14 protein-coding genes and 1 other annotated feature are annotated in these 15,486 nt (G+C 56.9%); of the genes, 5 read left to right on the forward strand and 9 right to left on the reverse strand.

The features are described from left to right. Positions 1–178: 178 nt before the first annotated feature. The 6 genes from trpA to trpL all read right to left on the reverse strand — a co-directional run bounded on the left by trpA (position 179) and on the right by trpL (position 6,851). Positions 179–988, reverse strand: a complete 810-nt coding sequence (gene trpA / locus IM303_RS07780; RefSeq protein WP_048998818.1) for a tryptophan synthase subunit alpha — start codon at positions 986–988, stop codon at positions 179–181. Beyond that, positions 988–2,181, reverse strand: a complete 1,194-nt coding sequence (trpB, locus tag IM303_RS07785) for a tryptophan synthase subunit beta (RefSeq protein WP_028013413.1) — start codon at positions 2,179–2,181, stop codon at positions 988–990. Before trpB ends, trpA begins: the two co-directional genes overlap by 1 nt. A 10-nt stretch (positions 2,182–2,191) precedes the next feature. Beyond that, a complete protein-coding gene (gene trpCF / locus IM303_RS07790; protein WP_193359783.1) occupies positions 2,192–3,550 on the reverse strand; it encodes a bifunctional indole-3-glycerol-phosphate synthase TrpC/phosphoribosylanthranilate isomerase TrpF in 1,359 nt (452 codons plus the stop codon). A 3-nt stretch (positions 3,551–3,553) separates the two neighbouring features. Continuing rightward, positions 3,554–5,149 carry a bifunctional anthranilate synthase glutamate amidotransferase component TrpG/anthranilate phosphoribosyltransferase TrpD gene (gene trpD / locus IM303_RS07795; RefSeq protein ID WP_028013411.1) on the reverse strand — a complete coding sequence of 532 codons (1,596 nt, stop codon included), beginning with the start codon at positions 5,147–5,149 and terminating at the stop codon, positions 3,554–3,556. Then, positions 5,149–6,711 carry an anthranilate synthase component 1 gene (locus IM303_RS07800; protein WP_193359784.1) on the reverse strand — a complete coding sequence of 521 codons (1,563 nt, stop codon included), beginning with the start codon at positions 6,709–6,711 and terminating at the stop codon, positions 5,149–5,151. The genes trpD and IM303_RS07800 overlap by 1 nt, the downstream gene beginning before the upstream one ends. A 25-nt stretch (positions 6,712–6,736) precedes the next feature. Next, positions 6,737–6,830 (reverse strand) — a sequence feature (Trp leader region). Beyond that, a complete protein-coding gene (gene trpL / locus IM303_RS22375) occupies positions 6,807–6,851 on the reverse strand; it encodes a trp operon leader peptide (protein WP_106993556.1) in 45 nt (14 codons plus the stop codon). It overlaps the preceding feature by 24 nt. A 139-nt stretch (positions 6,852–6,990) precedes the next feature. Here trpL and rnm point away from each other — a divergent pair, with 139 nt between their 5' ends. From rnm to rluB, 3 genes are all read left to right on the forward strand, one after another. Continuing rightward, positions 6,991–7,872: an RNase AM gene (gene rnm / locus IM303_RS07810; RefSeq protein WP_028013409.1), complete on the forward strand. Its 882-nt coding sequence runs from the start codon at positions 6,991–6,993 to the stop codon at positions 7,870–7,872. Beyond that, positions 7,869–8,489: an L-threonylcarbamoyladenylate synthase gene (locus tag IM303_RS07815; RefSeq protein ID WP_003856793.1), complete on the forward strand. Its 621-nt coding sequence runs from the start codon at positions 7,869–7,871 to the stop codon at positions 8,487–8,489. The genes rnm and IM303_RS07815 overlap by 4 nt, the downstream gene beginning before the upstream one ends. Before the next feature lie 97 nt (positions 8,490–8,586). Beyond that, positions 8,587–9,462, forward strand: coding sequence for a 23S rRNA pseudouridine(2605) synthase RluB (gene rluB, locus IM303_RS07820; RefSeq protein ID WP_028013408.1), 876 nt, complete (start codon positions 8,587–8,589; stop codon positions 9,460–9,462). A 35-nt stretch (positions 9,463–9,497) separates the two neighbouring features. Here the strand turns inward: rluB and cobO are convergent, their stop codons facing one another. Both cobO and IM303_RS07830 read right to left on the reverse strand, forming a co-directional pair. After that, entirely contained in the window at positions 9,498–10,088 is a 591-nt protein-coding gene (cobO, locus tag IM303_RS07825) for a cob(I)yrinic acid a,c-diamide adenosyltransferase (protein ID WP_049001070.1), read from the reverse strand. Beyond that, positions 10,085–10,846 carry a YciK family oxidoreductase gene (locus IM303_RS07830; protein WP_028013406.1) on the reverse strand — a complete coding sequence of 254 codons (762 nt, stop codon included), beginning with the start codon at positions 10,844–10,846 and terminating at the stop codon, positions 10,085–10,087. Before IM303_RS07830 ends, cobO begins: the two co-directional genes overlap by 4 nt. A gap of 251 nt (positions 10,847–11,097) precedes the next feature. Here IM303_RS07830 and sohB point away from each other — a divergent pair, with 251 nt between their 5' ends. After that, a complete protein-coding gene (gene sohB, locus IM303_RS07835; RefSeq protein WP_150144038.1) occupies positions 11,098–12,144 on the forward strand; it encodes a protease SohB in 1,047 nt (348 codons plus the stop codon). Between the two features lie 34 nt (positions 12,145–12,178). Here sohB and IM303_RS07840 read toward each other — a convergent pair whose 3' ends face one another. Next, entirely contained in the window at positions 12,179–12,430 is a 252-nt protein-coding gene (locus IM303_RS07840; RefSeq protein WP_003856804.1) for a YciN family protein, read from the reverse strand. Between the two features lie 399 nt (positions 12,431–12,829). Between IM303_RS07840 and topA the strand changes: the two genes are divergently transcribed. Beyond that, complete coding sequence (gene topA, locus IM303_RS07845) at positions 12,830–15,427, forward strand: type I DNA topoisomerase (protein ID WP_041909639.1); 2,598 nt, start codon at positions 12,830–12,832, stop codon at positions 15,425–15,427. Positions 15,428–15,486: the final 59 nt, after the last annotated feature.

Consider the following 15,486-nt stretch of genomic DNA (forward strand, 5'->3'; position numbering starts at 1 on the left):
ATAAGCCTCTGAACTCAGAAGGATTAGTGCTAAAAAGATTCCAGATCATACGCTTACGCGAAAGTTTGAAAAGCTATTCACACCGAAAATATCGACGGGATCAATTTTGACGTAATCCTTTGTAGAGGATGGAGAAGGAGGAGTAACCGTCTGGCAGGGTTGCCAGACGGTGGAGGGATTATGCTTTACGCGTCGCTGCTTTCATTGCGGTCACGAACGCTTTCAATTCGCTCAGCATCTGCTCGGGCTTGTCCACGTTCTTCTCGATGATCTTCACAATCGCGGAGCCGGAGATGGCGCCCGCCGCCTTCGCGTCAATCGCCGCGGTGACCTGATCCGGAGAGGAGATCCCGAAGCCCTGCAGCGGCGGCGCGGCATGGTACTCGGCCAGCTTTTCCACCAGATGATGCAGCGGCAGTGCAGCTTTATTTTCGGCGCCGGTCACGCCCGCGCGCGAAAGCAGATAGGTATACCCGCGTCCGTAAGAGGCTATCTGGCGCAGCAGTTCATCGTCGGCGTTAGGCGGGCAGATGAAAATAGGGGCGACATTGTGACGCATCGCAGCCTGGCGGAACGGCGCGGACTCTTCCACGGGCACGTCTGCTACCAGGACCGAGTCGACACCCACGCGCGCGCATTCTGCATAGAACTCGTCAACACCACGGTTGAACACCAGGTTGGCGTACATCAGCAGACCAATCGGAATGGTCGGGTGCTTCTGGCGGATCGCCGCCAGCATTTCAAAGCACTGGGTTGGGGTCACGCCTGCCGCAAAGGCGCGCAGGGTGGCGTTCTGGATGGTCGGGCCATCCGCCAGCGGATCGGAGAAAGGAATACCCAGCTCCAGCGCGTCGGCGCCGGCTTCAATCAGGGCGTCGATAATCTTCAGAGACTGCTCAGGGCCAGGGTCGCCCAGGGTAACGAAGGGGACGAACGCGCCTTCCTGGCAGGATTTCAGTTCTGCAAATACGTTATCGTAGCGTTCCATCAGATTTCCCCTCGTGCTTTCAAAATATCGTGAACGGTGAAGATATCTTTGTCACCGCGACCGGAAAGGTTCACCACCAGCAGTTGCTCTTTTTCCGGGTTTTCTTTCATCATTTTCAGCGCGTGCGCCAGCGCGTGAGAAGACTCCAGCGCCGGGATGATCCCTTCGCTGCGGCACAGCGTTTTGAAGGCTTCCAGCGCTTCGTCATCGGTAATGGAGACATAGTCCGCGCGCCCCGTGCTGTTCAGGAACGCATGCTGTGGCCCAACGGACGGGAAGTCCAGTCCGGCAGAAATTGAGTAAGACTCTTCAATCTGCCCTTCGTCGGTCTGCATCATCGGGGCTTTCATGCCGAAGTAGATCCCCACACGGCCATGCTTCAGCGGCGCGCCGTGCTCGCCGGTTTCAATCCCATGACCGGCAGGCTCGACGCCAATCAGCCCTACGCGGGTTTCGTCGATAAAATCGGCAAACATGCCGATGGCGTTAGACCCGCCACCGACGCAGGCAATGACTGCATCCGGCAGGCGACCCTCTTTTTCAAGGATCTGCGCTTTGGTCTCTTCACCGATCATGCGCTGGAATTCGCGCACGATGGTCGGGAACGGGTGAGGACCTGCCGCGGTGCCGAGCATATAGTGCGCGGTTTCGTAGCTGCCGGACCAGTCGCGCAGCGCTTCGTTACAGGCATCTTTCAGCGTCGCAGAACCGCTGTGCACCGGGATCACTTCCGCACCCATCAGGCGCATACGGAACACGTTCGGCGACTGACGCTCAACGTCTTTAGCACCCATATAGATGCGGCACTTCAGGCCGAGCAGGGCGCTGGCGAGCGCAGAAGCCACGCCGTGCTGGCCCGCGCCGGTTTCGGCGATGATTTCGGTTTTACCCATACGCTTCGCGAGCAGCGCCTGGCCCAGCACCTGGTTAGTTTTATGCGCGCCGCCGTGCAGCAGGTCTTCACGCTTAAGATACAGCGTGGTTTTGGTGCCTTCGGTCAGGTTGCGGCATTTGGTCAGCGCGGTTGGACGCCCGGCGTAGTTTTTCAGCAGGTCGGTAAACTCCGCCTGAAACGCCGGATCTTTCTGCGCGCTCACGAACGCTTCTTCCAGCTGGCGCAGCGCGGGCATCAGGATTTGCGGAACGTACATCCCGCCGAATTCACCAAAATACGGGTTAAGTAATGTCGTCATCTTCTCTTCCTTAATATGCACGCAGAGTTTTAAACACCGAGGCCAGCTTGCTGGCATCTTTGATACCCGGTTGCGACTCTACGCCTGAATTGAAATCGAGGCCTGCGCAGCCGGTTTTCGCGGCTTCCACACAGTTATCCGGGCTTAGTCCGCCCGCCAGCAGGACGCTGTCCAGCTTATCGCCGTTCAGCAGCGACCAGTCAAAACGTTGTCCGGTGCCGCCCTGGCCGTTGTCGAGCACGTATTTGTCAACGTGGTGAAGATTACGTGCGGGCAGGGTGGTGCCCACGCTTTGTGCTTTCCAGATTTGAACCTGCGGTGCGAGCGCGTCGCGCAGGGCATTGATATACGCCTGATCTTCATCGCCATGGAGCTGAACGGCACTCAGGGATAACGCGTCGGCTTTTGCCACAACATCCGCGACATCCGCATTGCGGAACACGCCAACATAGCTCAGCGGGGCCGCCGCGATTACCTTGCGGGCCTGTTCCTCATTGACTGCACGAGGAGAGGTGTCGACGAAGATTAAACCGCCATAGATTGCTCCAGCCTCATACGCGGCCAGCGCATCCTGTTCGCGGGTTAGGCCGCAGACTTTGTTTTCACCCAGCAGCACGCGACGCACCGCCGCATTGAGGTCGTCATGTTCCATCATGGCGGAGCCAATCAGGAAACCGTTGGCGAAGTGGCTCAGCTCGCGCACCTGGGCGTAGCTGTTAATGCCGGACTCGCTGATCACCGTGACGCCCGCACCCAGACGTGGCGCCAACTGGCGGGTGCGGTTCAGGTCAATCGACAAGTCGCGAAGATCGCGGTTGTTGATGCCGACCACTTTGGCTTCCAGCGCGATGGCGCGCTCAAGCTCTTCTTCGTTACTCACTTCGGTCAGCACGCCCATTTTCAGGCTGTGCGCCACGGCAGCAAGCTGGCGATACTGTTCGTCGTCCAGTACCGAGAGCATCAGAAGGCAGGCATCGGCCTGGTAGAAACGCGCCAGCCAGATCTGATACGGGTCGATAATAAAGTCTTTGCACAGGATCGGCTGCGGTGCGATGCCGCTGACGATCGGCAGAAAATCGAAGCTGCCCTGGAAATATTTCTCATCCGTCAGCACGGAGATTGCCGACGCATGATGCTTATAAATACCGGCGATACGCGCCGGGTCGAAATCGTCACGAATAACGCCTTTTGAGGGAGAGGCCTTTTTGCACTCCAGAATAAAGGCGGTACGTGCACCCTGCAGGGCGTCATAGAAACGACGGCTGCTCGGGACGACGTCATTCTGGAAACTGGCAAGCGGCTGCTCTGCTTTGCGTGCTTCCACCCAGATGGCCTTATCGGCAACGATTTTCGCTAAAACGGTCTGCATTCTTTACCCTCTTGCCGCAAGTGCGGTAACGCGATCGTAAGCTGCACCGGAGCGCAGTACATCCAGAACTTTTTGAGCATTGGCCTTCAGGTCTTCCTCACCGTGCAAACGCATCAGCATGGCGACGTTGGCAGCCACGGCGGCCTCATGAGCGGCCTCACCTTTACCTTGTAGTAAGCGCGTCAGAATGTCACGGTTTTCTTCCGGCGTACCGCCTGCCAGCGCTTCCTGATGGTACGGCGTTAAGCCGAAATCAGATGCCTCAAGCTGATAGCTGAGTACTTCACCATCGTTAAGCTCGGCCACCAGCGTCGGCGCATGCAGCGAAACTTCATCCATTCCGCCGCTGTGCACCACGGCGGCGCGTTTGTAACCCAGCACGCGCAGCGTCTCGGCAATCGGCAGGACCAGCTCAGGGCTGTAAACGCCAATTAATGCCAGCGGCGGATGGGCCGGGTTGATCAGCGGGCCGAGCACGTTAAACAGCGTGCGGGTTTTAAGCTGCTGGCGAACCGGCATCGCGTGGCGGAAACCGGTGTGATATTTCGGCGCAAACAGGAAGCAAACGCCCAAATCGTCCAGCGCTTCACGCGAACGCTCGGCATTCATCTCCAGATTGATGCCAAACGCGGCCAGCAGATCGGACGAGCCTGAACGGCTGGAGACGCTGCGGTTACCGTGCTTGGCCACCTTCAGGCCGCAGGCCGCCGCCACAAAGGCGCTGGCGGTCGAAATATTGATGCTGTTGCTGCCGTCGCCACCGGTCCCGACGATATCCGCAAACTGATAGTCCGGACGCGGGAACGGGGCGGCATTTTCCAGCAGCGCGGTTGCCGCACCGGCGATCTCCTGCGGGCTTTCGCCGCGCACTTTCATGCTCACCAGCGCCGCCGCCAGCTGCTCAGGCTTCAGCTCGCCGCGCACCACGGCGGAAAAAAGCTGGTGGCTCTCCTGTTGGCTCAGGGTCTGTGCCTGATACAGTTTTTCCAGAATCGGCTGCAGGGTGTTGGTCTGCTCCAGCTTCTGTAACGCCCAGTCAAGGGTCTGCTCCAGCAGGCGGGCGCCATTGGAGGTCAAAATAGATTCCGGGTGGAACTGCATCCCGCAGACGCGATCCGCATCGTGGCGTACCGCCATCACCATCCCTTCAAACGAGGCGTTGATGGTCAGCCCGGCCGGAATGTTGCTGCCGACCAGCGAATGATAGCGCGCGACCGGGAGCGGATTCGGCAGCCCGGCAAACATTGCTTGGCCGTCATGTTCAATGCTGGAGGCTTTACCGTGCAGGATCTCGCCCGCCTGGCCGACGTAACCGCCGTAAGCTTCCACGATTGCCTGGTGACCAAGGCAGATACCGATAATCGGCAGCTTGCCGCGCATGCGGGTCAGCAGTTCGGGCATACAGCCCGCTTCGCTCGGCGCGCCCGGCCCCGGGGAGAGCATCAGCACCGGGTTTTGCATGGTCGCCAGACGGTCAATCAGGGTCTGAGCAGGAACGTGGTTGCGGTAGATAACGACGTTGTGACCATTCGCACGCAGCTGATCTGCCAGGTTGTAGGTAAAGGAGTCGATGTTATCGAGCAGCAGAATGTCAGCCATCAGAAAATCTCCTGTGCGTGGTGTGCGGTAGCGATGGCGCGCAATACCGCGCGTGCTTTATTGCGGGTTTCGTCAGCTTCAGACTGCGGAACAGAGTCAAGAACAATCCCGGCGCCGGCCTGAACGGTGGCAATACCGTCTTCGACGTAGGCGGAGCGGATCACGATGCAGGTATCAAGGTCGCCGTGTGCGGTGAAGTAACCTACCGCGCCGCCGTAGCTTCCGCGCCGACGTCCTTCCGCTTCGGCGATAAGCTGCATGGCACGCACCTTCGGCGCGCCGCTCAGGGTGCCCATATTCATGCAGGCACGGTAGGCGTGCAGCACGTCGAGGTCGCTGCGCAGTTCACCCACCACGCGGGAGACCAGGTGCATCACGAAGGAGTAACGGTCAACTTTGGTCAGGTCTGCCACGTAGCGGCTGCCCGGGGTGCAAATGCGCGCCAGGTCGTTACGCGCCAGGTCAACCAGCATCAGGTGTTCGGAGAGCTCCTTGTGGTCGGTTCGCATTTCCAGTTCGATGCGGCTGTCCAGATCGCGGTCCAGCGAGCCATCGGCACGACGGCCACGCGGACGGGTGCCTGCAATCGGGTAGATCTCAATCTGGCGGCTGGTGGCGTCGTACTTCAGCGAGCTTTCCGGCGAGGCGCCGAACAGCGTGAAATCATTGTCCTGCATAAAGAACATATATGGGCTCGGGTTGCTCTTCTTCAGCACGTCGTAAGCCGCCAGCGGTGACGGGCAGGGCAGCGAGAAACGGCGGGACGGCACAACCTGGAAAATCTCCCCGGCGCGAATAGCCTTTTGCATCTGGCGAACCACGGCCCCGTATTGATCGTCGGTCTGGTTAACGTCGCATGTCATTTTTTCCATGTGCTGTACCGGCAGTGCAGGCGGCGCTTCCGTCATCTGCTGCTGGAGCTGAGCGATGCGATGCTCAAGGCGGTTTTTCTCAGACGCAGACGGCGTGAACAGGCTTGCCTGGATGCGGGTATATTTTTTCTGATGGTCGATCACCAGCAGGGTTTCGGCCAGGTAGAAACAGTAGTCCGGACAGCGGTTGCCCTGCTCGGTTTCCGGCAAATCTTCAAAACCGGCGACCAGGTCGTAAGCAAACAGCCCGCCGAAGAACATTGCTTCGCGCTCATCTTCCGGCACGGTGACAAGATTTTGCAGCAGGCGGAAGGCATCGAACACGGACAGCGAGCAGAGGCGCGCGTCTTCGTCCAGCAGCTGGCTTACCGGCGGGAAATGCAGAATTCGCAGGTCCGGGTGACGTTCATTGTCGATGCCCGCGGGCAGAGCCGCATCCAGCAGCGGCAGCAGCGATGCGCCATTATCAGAGAGCGCCTTAATGGTGACGGTGTCACCTAACGCGGTAATGCGCAGCGCGCTGTCGACCAGCAGCAGGCTTTTCAGATCGTCCTTGCTGTCGATATCCGCAGACTCCAGCAGCAGCGTCGCCGGACGCGCGCCGCACACCTGATGAAACAGCGCGGTCGGGTTGTGGCGATAGACCGCCTCGCAGGTCAACAGTTCGAGATGAGGTTTGGCTGTTTGCATGTTGTGATTCTCATTTATTCTGTTCAAAAAAAAGCCCGCTGGGTAGCGGGCGGGTATCTGTTTGCATTTCGCAGATGCGTGACACTGCCCGAAGATCAGGAAGTGCGCCACCAACCGTGCAGAGTGAAATGTGCTGTCATTTTCAGATACCTTTCTCGTGTGAACTTGCGTACTAGTTAACTAGTTCGATGGCGTATTGTCAACCCTTGATTTCAGAATTTCACGTTAAGTCGGTATCATGGCGTTTTCGGATGTCTCCAACCTGTTATGGGAAGTGCTTTGAGCGATACCACCTACGCGATTATTTATGATTTACACAGCCATACTCAGGCCTCTGATGGCCTGCTGACACCCGAAGCCCTGGTTCATCGCGCGGTTGAAATGCGTGTCGGCACGCTGGCGATAACCGATCACGATACCACCGACGCCATTCCGGCAGCGCGCGCCGAGATTGCCCGCAGCGGGCTGGCGCTGAATCTGGTGCCCGGCGTCGAGATATCGACCGTCTGGGAAAACCATGAGATTCATATCGTTGGCCTGAACATTGATATAGAACATCCGGCACTTCTTGCCTTTTTGCAAGAACAAAAAACGCGCCGCAACCAGCGCGCGGAGATGATCGGCGAGCGTCTGGAGAAGGCGCATATTCCGGGCGCGCTGGAAGGTGCGCAAAAGCTGGCGAACGGCGGGGCGGTCACCCGCGGTCATTTCGCCCGCTTTCTGGTTGAAGCGGGCAAAGCGACGACCATGGCGGATGTCTTTAAAAAGTATCTGGCGCGCGGGAAAACCGGATACGTTCCGCCACAGTGGTGTACAATAAAACAAGCTATTGATGTCATTCATCATTCTGGCGGTAAGGCCGTGCTGGCCCATCCGGGACGGTATAATCTTTCTGCTAAATGGCTGAAACGGCTGCTGGCGCACTTTGCCGAATGCGGTGGCGAGGCGATGGAAGTCGCCCAGTGTCAGCAGGCGCCCAACGAGCGCGCGCAGCTCGCGACTTACGCCCGCCAGTTTGGCCTGCTAGGGTCACAGGGCTCTGATTTCCACCAGCCCTGCGCGTGGATCGAGCTGGGACGCAAGCTCTGGCTACCCGCTGGCGTTGAGCCGGTCTGGCAGCTCTGGGAGCAGCCGCAGCAAATTGAAGAGAGGGAAGTATGAGTCAGTTTTTCTATATCCATCCGGACAATCCGCAGCCACGTCTGATTAACCAGGCCGTGGAGATCGTCCGCAAAGGCGGCGTGATAGTCTACCCGACCGATTCCGGCTACGCGCTGGGCTGTAAAATTGAAGATAAAGGAGCGATGGAACGCATTTGCCGTATTCGTCAGCTGCCGGACGGCCATAACTTTACCCTGATGTGCCGCGATCTCTCTGAGCTGTCGACCTATGCGTATGTCGACAACGTGGCGTTTCGCCTGATCAAGAACAACACGCCGGGTAACTACACCTTCATTTTGAAAGGGACGAAGGAGGTCCCGCGCCGCCTGCTGCAGGAAAAGCGTAAGACTATCGGCATGCGCGTGCCGTCGAACCCGATTGCCCAGGCGCTGCTGGAAACCCTCGGCGAGCCGATGCTCTCTACCTCACTGATGCTGCCGGGCAGCGAGTTTACCGAGTCCGATCCGGAGGAGATAAAAGATCGTCTGGAGAAGGTGGTGGAGCTGATTATTCACGGCGGTTATCTCGGCCAGCAGCCGACTACCGTTGTGGATCTGACCGAAGACGCGCCTGAAGTGATTCGTGAAGGCGTGGGTGATGTTAAGCCTTTCTTGTAAAGGTGTAAGCAGATATACTACGCGGCCATCAAAGCAGGGCTCGGCTCTGCTTTTGACCTGATTCGACGCCTGTGAAGGCGACACCTGAGGAAGCTCAATGAGCGAGAAGTTACAGAAAGTGCTGGCGCGCGCCGGCCACGGTTCACGCCGTGAAATCGAAGCCATTATTGAAGCGGGCCGCGTGAGTGTGGACGGTAAAATCGCCACGCTGGGTGACCGCGTAGAAATCGTACCGGGGCTCAAGATCCGCATTGACGGTCATCTTATCTCCGTGAAAGAGTCCGCGGAACAGATCTGCCGCGTGCTGGCGTATTACAAGCCGGAAGGCGAGCTGTGTACGCGCAACGACCCGGAAGGTCGTCCAACGGTGTTTGACCGTCTGCCAAAACTGCGCGGCGCCCGCTGGATTGCGGTGGGGCGTCTGGACGTGAACACCTGCGGTCTGCTGCTGTTCACCACCGATGGTGAACTGGCAAACCGTCTGATGCACCCAAGCCGTGAAGTTGAGCGTGAATACGCCGTTCGCGTCTTCGGCCAGGTCGACGAAAATAAACTGCGCGATCTGTCGCGTGGCGTGCAGCTGGAAGACGGCCCTGCGGCGTTCAAAACCATCAAATTTACCGGTGGTGAAGGGATTAACCAGTGGTACAACGTGACCCTGACCGAAGGCCGTAACCGCGAGGTGCGTCGTCTGTGGGAAGCGGTAGGCGTGCAGGTTAGCCGCCTGATCCGCGTTCGCTACGGCGACATTCTGCTGCCGAAAGGTCTGCCGCGCGGTGGTTATACCGAGCTGGATCTTACCCAGACTAACTACCTGCGCGAGCTGGTTGGCCTGACGCCGGAAACCACCTCTAAAGTGGCGGTGGAGAAAGATCGTCGTCGTATGAAGGCGAATCAGATCCGTCGTGCGGTGAAACGCCACAGCCAGGTGAACAGCAATCGTCGCTCTGGCAGCCGGAATAACAACGGTTAATTGAAAAAGCCCGGTGAACTCACCGGGCTTTTTCTTTAGTAATCAATGCCAATTTGTGCTTTGATGCCTGCATCAAACGCATGCTTGACCGGACGCAACTCGCTGACGGTATCTGCCAGCTCCAGAATCTCACGATGACACCCACGACCTGTAACGATAACAGTCTGGTGCGCAGGGCGGCTCTTCAGTGCATCCAGCACCTCCTCCAGCGGCAGGTAGTCGTAGGCGACCATATAGGTGATCTCATCCAGTAGCACCATATTCAGCGAGGGATTGGCCAGCATTCTTTTAGCGTGCTCCCAGACGGCCAGACAGGCTGCGGTATCGGTTTCCCGGTTCTGCGTATCCCACGTAAACCCGGTCGCCATCACCTGAAACTCAACGCCGTGAGGTTCAAGCAAATTACGCTCACCGTTGGGCCATTCCCCTTTGATAAACTGGATGACCCCCACTTTTTGCCCGTGGCCGACGGCGCGCGTAGCGGTGCCAAACGCGGCAGTAGTTTTGCCTTTGCCGTTGCCGGTAAAAACGATGACGATCCCACGCTCCTCCTGAGCTGCCGCGACGCGCGCGTCAACCTGTTCCTTCAGACGCTGCTGTCGCTGCTGATGACGTTCTTCACTCATTGCGAAATTCCCGGTTTGCGGCCCGGCTGGGCATCAAAGGTCATTCCGGTTTTGCGGCGGCTGTCGTCGCCCATCAGCCAGAGATAGAGCGGCATAATGTCTGCCGGGGTTTTCAGCTTCAGCGGATCTTCCGTCGGGAACGCGCTGGCGCGCATGCTGGTGCGCGTACCCCCCGGATTAATGCAGTTTACGCGCAGATGGCGGCTCTGATACTCATCCGCCAACACCTGCATCATGCCCTCGGTCGCGAATTTTGAGACAGCATAAGCCCCCCAGTTTGCGCGTCCCTCGCGGCCTACGCTGGAAGAGGTGAAGACCAGAGATCCAGACTCGGATTTGAGTAATAAAGGAAGCAAGGCCTGCGTGAGGAAAAAAGTACCATTAACGTTAACCTGCATCACCTGCTGCCAGATTTCAGGATCCTGTTCATCCATTGGACGCACTTCACCTAACAAACCGGCGTTGTGCAGTACGCCGTCAAGACGTGGGTAGTGGGTACTGATACGGTGAGCAAGCTCCTGGCAGAGCGCTGGGGTGCATGTCAGCAAATCGAGCGTGTACCAGGGGGCAGGTGTCCCGCCTGCGGCCTCAATTTCCTGAGCGACCCCTTTGAGCTTTTCTTCGTTACGCCCAATCAGAATTACGCTTGCGCCATATTCAGCGTACGTCAGGGCCGCTTCGCGACCAATACCATCGCTGGCGCCGGTGACAAGAATGATTCGGTTCTGCAGCAGGTTTTTTTGCGGTTGATAATGCACGGTGACTCCTCAGGCGCACGGGGTCTCAATCACGCCTTCATAATGACTTTTCGGCTTTATGCCCGAGTTAGCGTGAGAATTCAATCAGTCTACAGGACGCATTGCTGCAAAATTAACAATTTGCAAATATTTAAACCGCAGCGCGGGGATTCCTGAAGACGGCTCGCAGAGGTAATGTCACGGGCGAGACGCAGGGGCAGGGCTGTTGTACACTGCCGTGAAAGATTCGTGGTTAAATCAAGGTGGAACGCGTGGAATTACTTTCTCAATATGGGTTGTTTTTGGCCAAAATCGCGACGGTGGTGATTGCCATTGCCGTGGTTGCCGTTCTGATTGTCAACCTGACGCAGCGCAAGCGTCAGCGTGGGGAGTTACGCATCACCCGCCTGAGCGAGCAGTATAAAGAGATGCAGGAAGAGATGTCCCTCTCGCTGCTCGATAGCCATCAGCAGAAGCTCTGGCTGAAAGCCCAGAAGAAAAAACACAAGCAGGAAGCCAAAGCCGCGAAGGCGAAGGCAAAGCTCGAGACGCCGCAGGGCGACGCAAAACCCCGCGTCTATGTGCTCGATTTTAAAGGCAGCATGGATGCGCATGAAGTCGCTTCGCTGCGCGAAGAGGTGACTGCGGTTCTGGCCGTGGCAACGCCGCAGGATCAGGTAGTGGTGCGTCTTGAGAGCCCGGGCGGGGTGGTACACGGTTACGGGCTGGCCGCTTCACAGCTGCAGCGTCTGCGCGAGAAGCAGATCCCACTTACCGTGGCGGTAGATAAAGTCGCGGCGAGCGGCGGCTATATGATGGCCTGCGTGGCGGACAAAATCGTTGCGGCGCCGTTTTCCATCATAGGTTCCATTGGCGTGGTCGCACAGATCCCTAACTTTAACCGCTTCCTGAAAAATAAAGAGATTGATATCGAACTTCACACGGCGGGTCAGTACAAACGCACCCTGACGCTGCTGGGGGAAAACACGGAAGAGGGGCGCCAAAAATTCCGTGAAGATCTGAATGAAACTCACCATCTCTTTAAAGACTTCGTACATCGCATGCGCCCAACGCTGGATATTGAACAGGTGGCGACCGGTGAGCACTGGTACGGCATCCAGGCGCAGGAAAAAGGGCTGGTGGATGAAGTAGGTACCAGTGATGACCTGCTGCTCAACCTGATGGAAGGCAGGGAACTGGTAGGCGTGCGCTTTACACAGCGCAAACGGCTGATGGACCGCTTTACCAACAGTGCGGCGGAAAGCGCGGACCGCCTGCTGCTTCGCTGGCTACAGCGCGGACAAAAACCGCTGCTGTAAACAAAAACGCGAGGCATATGCCTCGCGTTTTGCATTAATCGACCAGGTGATATTTCTCTGAAAGCGTATGCGCCAGGTATTTAAACATATTAAACACGGCAGTGCTTTTCGGGGTCGGTAACCCCTGCTCGTCAAGGAAGTATTCGCCGCTGAAAACCAGCACGCCATTACGTTGCTCAACGCCGGTGGCTTCAATGCCTGCCAGCGTATCTTCATGGTCACGAATAAGCTTGTTTGCTTCGATAAGCAGAGAGGCTCGGTCAATGGGTTGGGTCGTATTCTGCATAATCCACTCCTTAAACAGTGACAATAGTCTACGCCGGGGGCGCTTTGGGGGCAAATTTTCCCTGTAATGTGAGGGGATAAGATGCAGAGGGCAGGTTGGCGGGATTTGCTTTTGCATGCTAATAAAGTTGCGTAACGAATTTTATCAGGTAGAGTGTGCGCTTTCGTCATTCTGGCAACAGAATTGCTTGACATTCGACCGGGAATTCGTCACGAATTATACGAGATGTGAGAAAAATACCCGAAAACTCAATGACCTGGATGTCGCCATTCTGACGTTCGGTAAGACATAGGGGTTGATATCCCCTGACGCAGTCGCAATATCATTGGCTCGTCGTCAGCGGAAGGGAAATCAACGTGCGGCGTATTCCTGGAAGAATTAAATTAGGTAAAGGTGAATATGGGTAAAGCTCTCGTCATCGTTGAGTCCCCGGCAAAAGCCAAAACGATCAATAAGTATCTGGGTAATGACTACGTGGTTAAGTCCAGCGTTGGTCACATCCGCGATTTGCCGACCAGTGGCTCAGCCAGCAAAAAGAGCGCAGACTCTACCTCCACCAAAGGGGCTAAAAAGCCTAAAAAGGATGAACGTAGCGCGCTTGTCAACCGCATGGGTGTTAACCCATGGCACAACTGGGATGCACAATATGAAGTGCTGCCCGGGAAAGAAAAAGTCGTTAACGAGCTGAAGCAGCTGGCTGAAAAAGCAGACCACATCTATCTCGCAACCGACCTTGACCGCGAAGGGGAAGCCATTGCGTGGCACCTGCGGGAAGTGATCGGCGGGGATGACAAACGCTACAGCCGCGTAGTGTTTAACGAAATTACAAAGAATGCGATTCGTCAGGCGTTTGAGAAGCCGGGCGAGCTGAATATCGACCGTGTGAACGCCCAGCAGGCGCGTCGCTTTATGGACCGCGTTGTGGGCTACATGGTTTCTCCACTGCTGTGGAAAAAGATTGCCCGCGGCCTGTCTGCAGGACGCGTGCAGTCTGTAGCCGTGCGTCTTGTCGTTGAGCGTGAACGCGAAATTAAAGCCTTCGTGCCGGAAGAGTTCTGGGAAGTTGACGCCAATGTCACCACCCCGGGCGGTGATGCGCTGCCGCTGCAGGTAAGCCATCACAACGATAAGCCTTTCCGTCCTGAAAACCGCGATCAGACCATGGCCGCCGTGGCGCTGCTGGAAAAAGCGCGCTATCAGGTACTGGAACGTGAAGATAAGCCGACCAGCAGCAAGCCTGGCGCGCCGTTTATCACGTCCACACTGCAACAGGCGGCGAGCACCCGTCTGGGTTACGGCGTGAAGAAAACCATGATGATGGCCCAGCGCTTGTATGAAGCGGGTTACATCACCTACATGCGTACTGACTCAACGAACCTGAGCCAGGACGCGGTGAACATGGTGCGCGGCTACATCAGCGACAACTTCGGTAAAAAATACCTGCCGGAAAGCGCCAACCAGTTCGCCAGCAAAGAGAATTCTCAGGAAGCGCACGAAGCGATTCGTCCCTCTGATGTCTCTGTTTTAGCCGAGTCGCTGAAGGATATGGAAGCCGACGCCCAGAAGCTGTATCAGCTGATCTGGCGTCAGTTTGTCGCGTGTCAGATGACGCCAGCGAAATATGATTCCACTACGCTGACCGTTGGCGCGGGCGACTTCCGCCTCAAGGCACGCGGTCGTATTCTTCGTTTCGACGGCTGGACGAAAGTGATGCCTGCGCTGCGTAAAGGTGATGAAGACCGTACGCTGCCTGCGGTAAACAAAGGCGACGAGTTGTCGCTTGTCGACCTGGTTCCGGCCCAGCACTTCACCAAGCCGCCTGCGCGCTTTAGTGAAGCGTCGTTGGTTAAAGAGCTGGAAAAACGCGGGATTGGGCGTCCGTCAACCTACGCGTCAATCATCTCGACCATTCAGGACCGCGGTTACGTTCGCGTAGAGAACCGCCGTTTCTATGCCGAAAAAATGGGTGAGATTGTCACTGACCGTCTGGAAGCTAACTTCCGCGAATTGATGAACTACGACTTCACCGCGCAGATGGAAGACAGCCTCGACGAAGTGGCCAGTCACAAGGCGGAGTGGAAGAAGGTTCTCGATAGCTTCTTCAGTGACTTTACCAACCAGCTTGAGAAAGCGGAGAAAGATCCTGAAGAGGGCGGCATGCTGCCTAACCAGATGGTTCTGACCAGCATCGACTGCCCAACCTGCGGCCGCAAGATGGGGATCCGTACTGCGACAACGGGCGTGTTCCTTGGCTGTTCAGGCTATGCGCTGCCACCAAAAGAGCGCTGCAAAACAACCATCAACCTGGTGCCGGAGAACGAAGTTCTCAACGTGCTGGAAGGTGATGATGCGGAAACCAACGCCCTGCGCGCGAAACGCCGCTGCAAAAAATGCGGCACGGCGATGGACAGCTATCTGATCGATCCTAAACGTAAGCTGCACGTGTGTGGTAACAACCCAACGTGCGACGGGTATGAGATCGAAGAGGGTGAGTTCCGCATTAAAGGCTATGACGGTCCGATTGTGGAGTGCGAGAAGTGTGGCTCTGAAATGCACCTGAAAATGGGGCGTTTCGGTAAGTACATGGCCTGCACCAACGACGAGTGTAAGAACACGCGCAAAATTCTGCGCAATGGTGAGGTTGCTCCGCCGAAGGAAGATCCGGTTCCGCTGCCAGAATTGCCGTGTGAAAAATCCGACGCGTACTTCGTGCTGCGTGATGGTGCCGCAGGTGTCTTCCTGGCCGCCAACACCTTCCCGAAATCGCGTGAAACGCGCGCCCCGCTGGTGGAAGAGCTGCATCGCTTCCGCGATCGTCTGCCTGAGAAGCTGCGTTATCTGGCCGATGCGCCACAGCAGGATCCTGAAGGCAATAAGACGGTGGTCCGTTTTAGCCGTAAAACGAAGCAGCAGTACGTTGCGGCAGAGAAAGAGGGTAAAGCGACCGGATGGTCCGCCTTCTTTGTCGATGGCAAATGGGTTGAAGGCAAGAAATAATCTTTCTTTACCGTAGCTTACCCGTGAAAGGGCCGGACTTCCGGCCCTTTTTTATTACC

Origin of the sequence: Enterobacter cloacae complex sp. P38RS, from assembly GCF_014930775.1 — a bacterium.
GTDB classification, from domain to species: Bacteria; Pseudomonadota; Gammaproteobacteria; order Enterobacterales; family Enterobacteriaceae; genus Enterobacter; species Enterobacter bugandensis.

Bases quoted from the DNA above. Each gene is read 5' to 3' on its own strand.
- IM303_RS07800 (WP_193359784.1), bottom strand. From the start codon at position 6,711: ATGCAAACAGCCAAACCTCATCTCGAACTGTTGACCTGCGAGGCGGTC.
- trpB (WP_028013413.1), bottom strand. From the start codon at position 2,181: ATGACGACATTACTTAACCCGTATTTTGGTGAATTCGGCGGGATGTAC.
- rluB (WP_028013408.1), top strand. From the start codon at position 8,587: ATGAGCGAGAAGTTACAGAAAGTGCTGGCGCGCGCCGGCCACGGTTCA.
- IM303_RS07840 (WP_003856804.1), bottom strand. From the start codon at position 12,430: ATGCAGAATACGACCCAACCCATTGACCGAGCCTCTCTGCTTATCGAA.
- cobO (WP_049001070.1), bottom strand. From the start codon at position 10,088: ATGAGTGAAGAACGTCATCAGCAGCGACAGCAGCGTCTGAAGGAACAG.
- trpD (WP_028013411.1), bottom strand. From the start codon at position 5,149: ATGGCTGACATTCTGCTGCTCGATAACATCGACTCCTTTACCTACAAC.
- IM303_RS07815 (WP_003856793.1), top strand. From the start codon at position 7,869: ATGAGTCAGTTTTTCTATATCCATCCGGACAATCCGCAGCCACGTCTG.
- trpCF (WP_193359783.1), bottom strand. From the start codon at position 3,550: ATGCAGACCGTTTTAGCGAAAATCGTTGCCGATAAGGCCATCTGGGTG.
- trpA (WP_048998818.1), bottom strand. From the start codon at position 988: ATGGAACGCTACGATAACGTATTTGCAGAACTGAAATCCTGCCAGGAA.
- topA (WP_041909639.1), top strand. From the start codon at position 12,830: ATGGGTAAAGCTCTCGTCATCGTTGAGTCCCCGGCAAAAGCCAAAACG.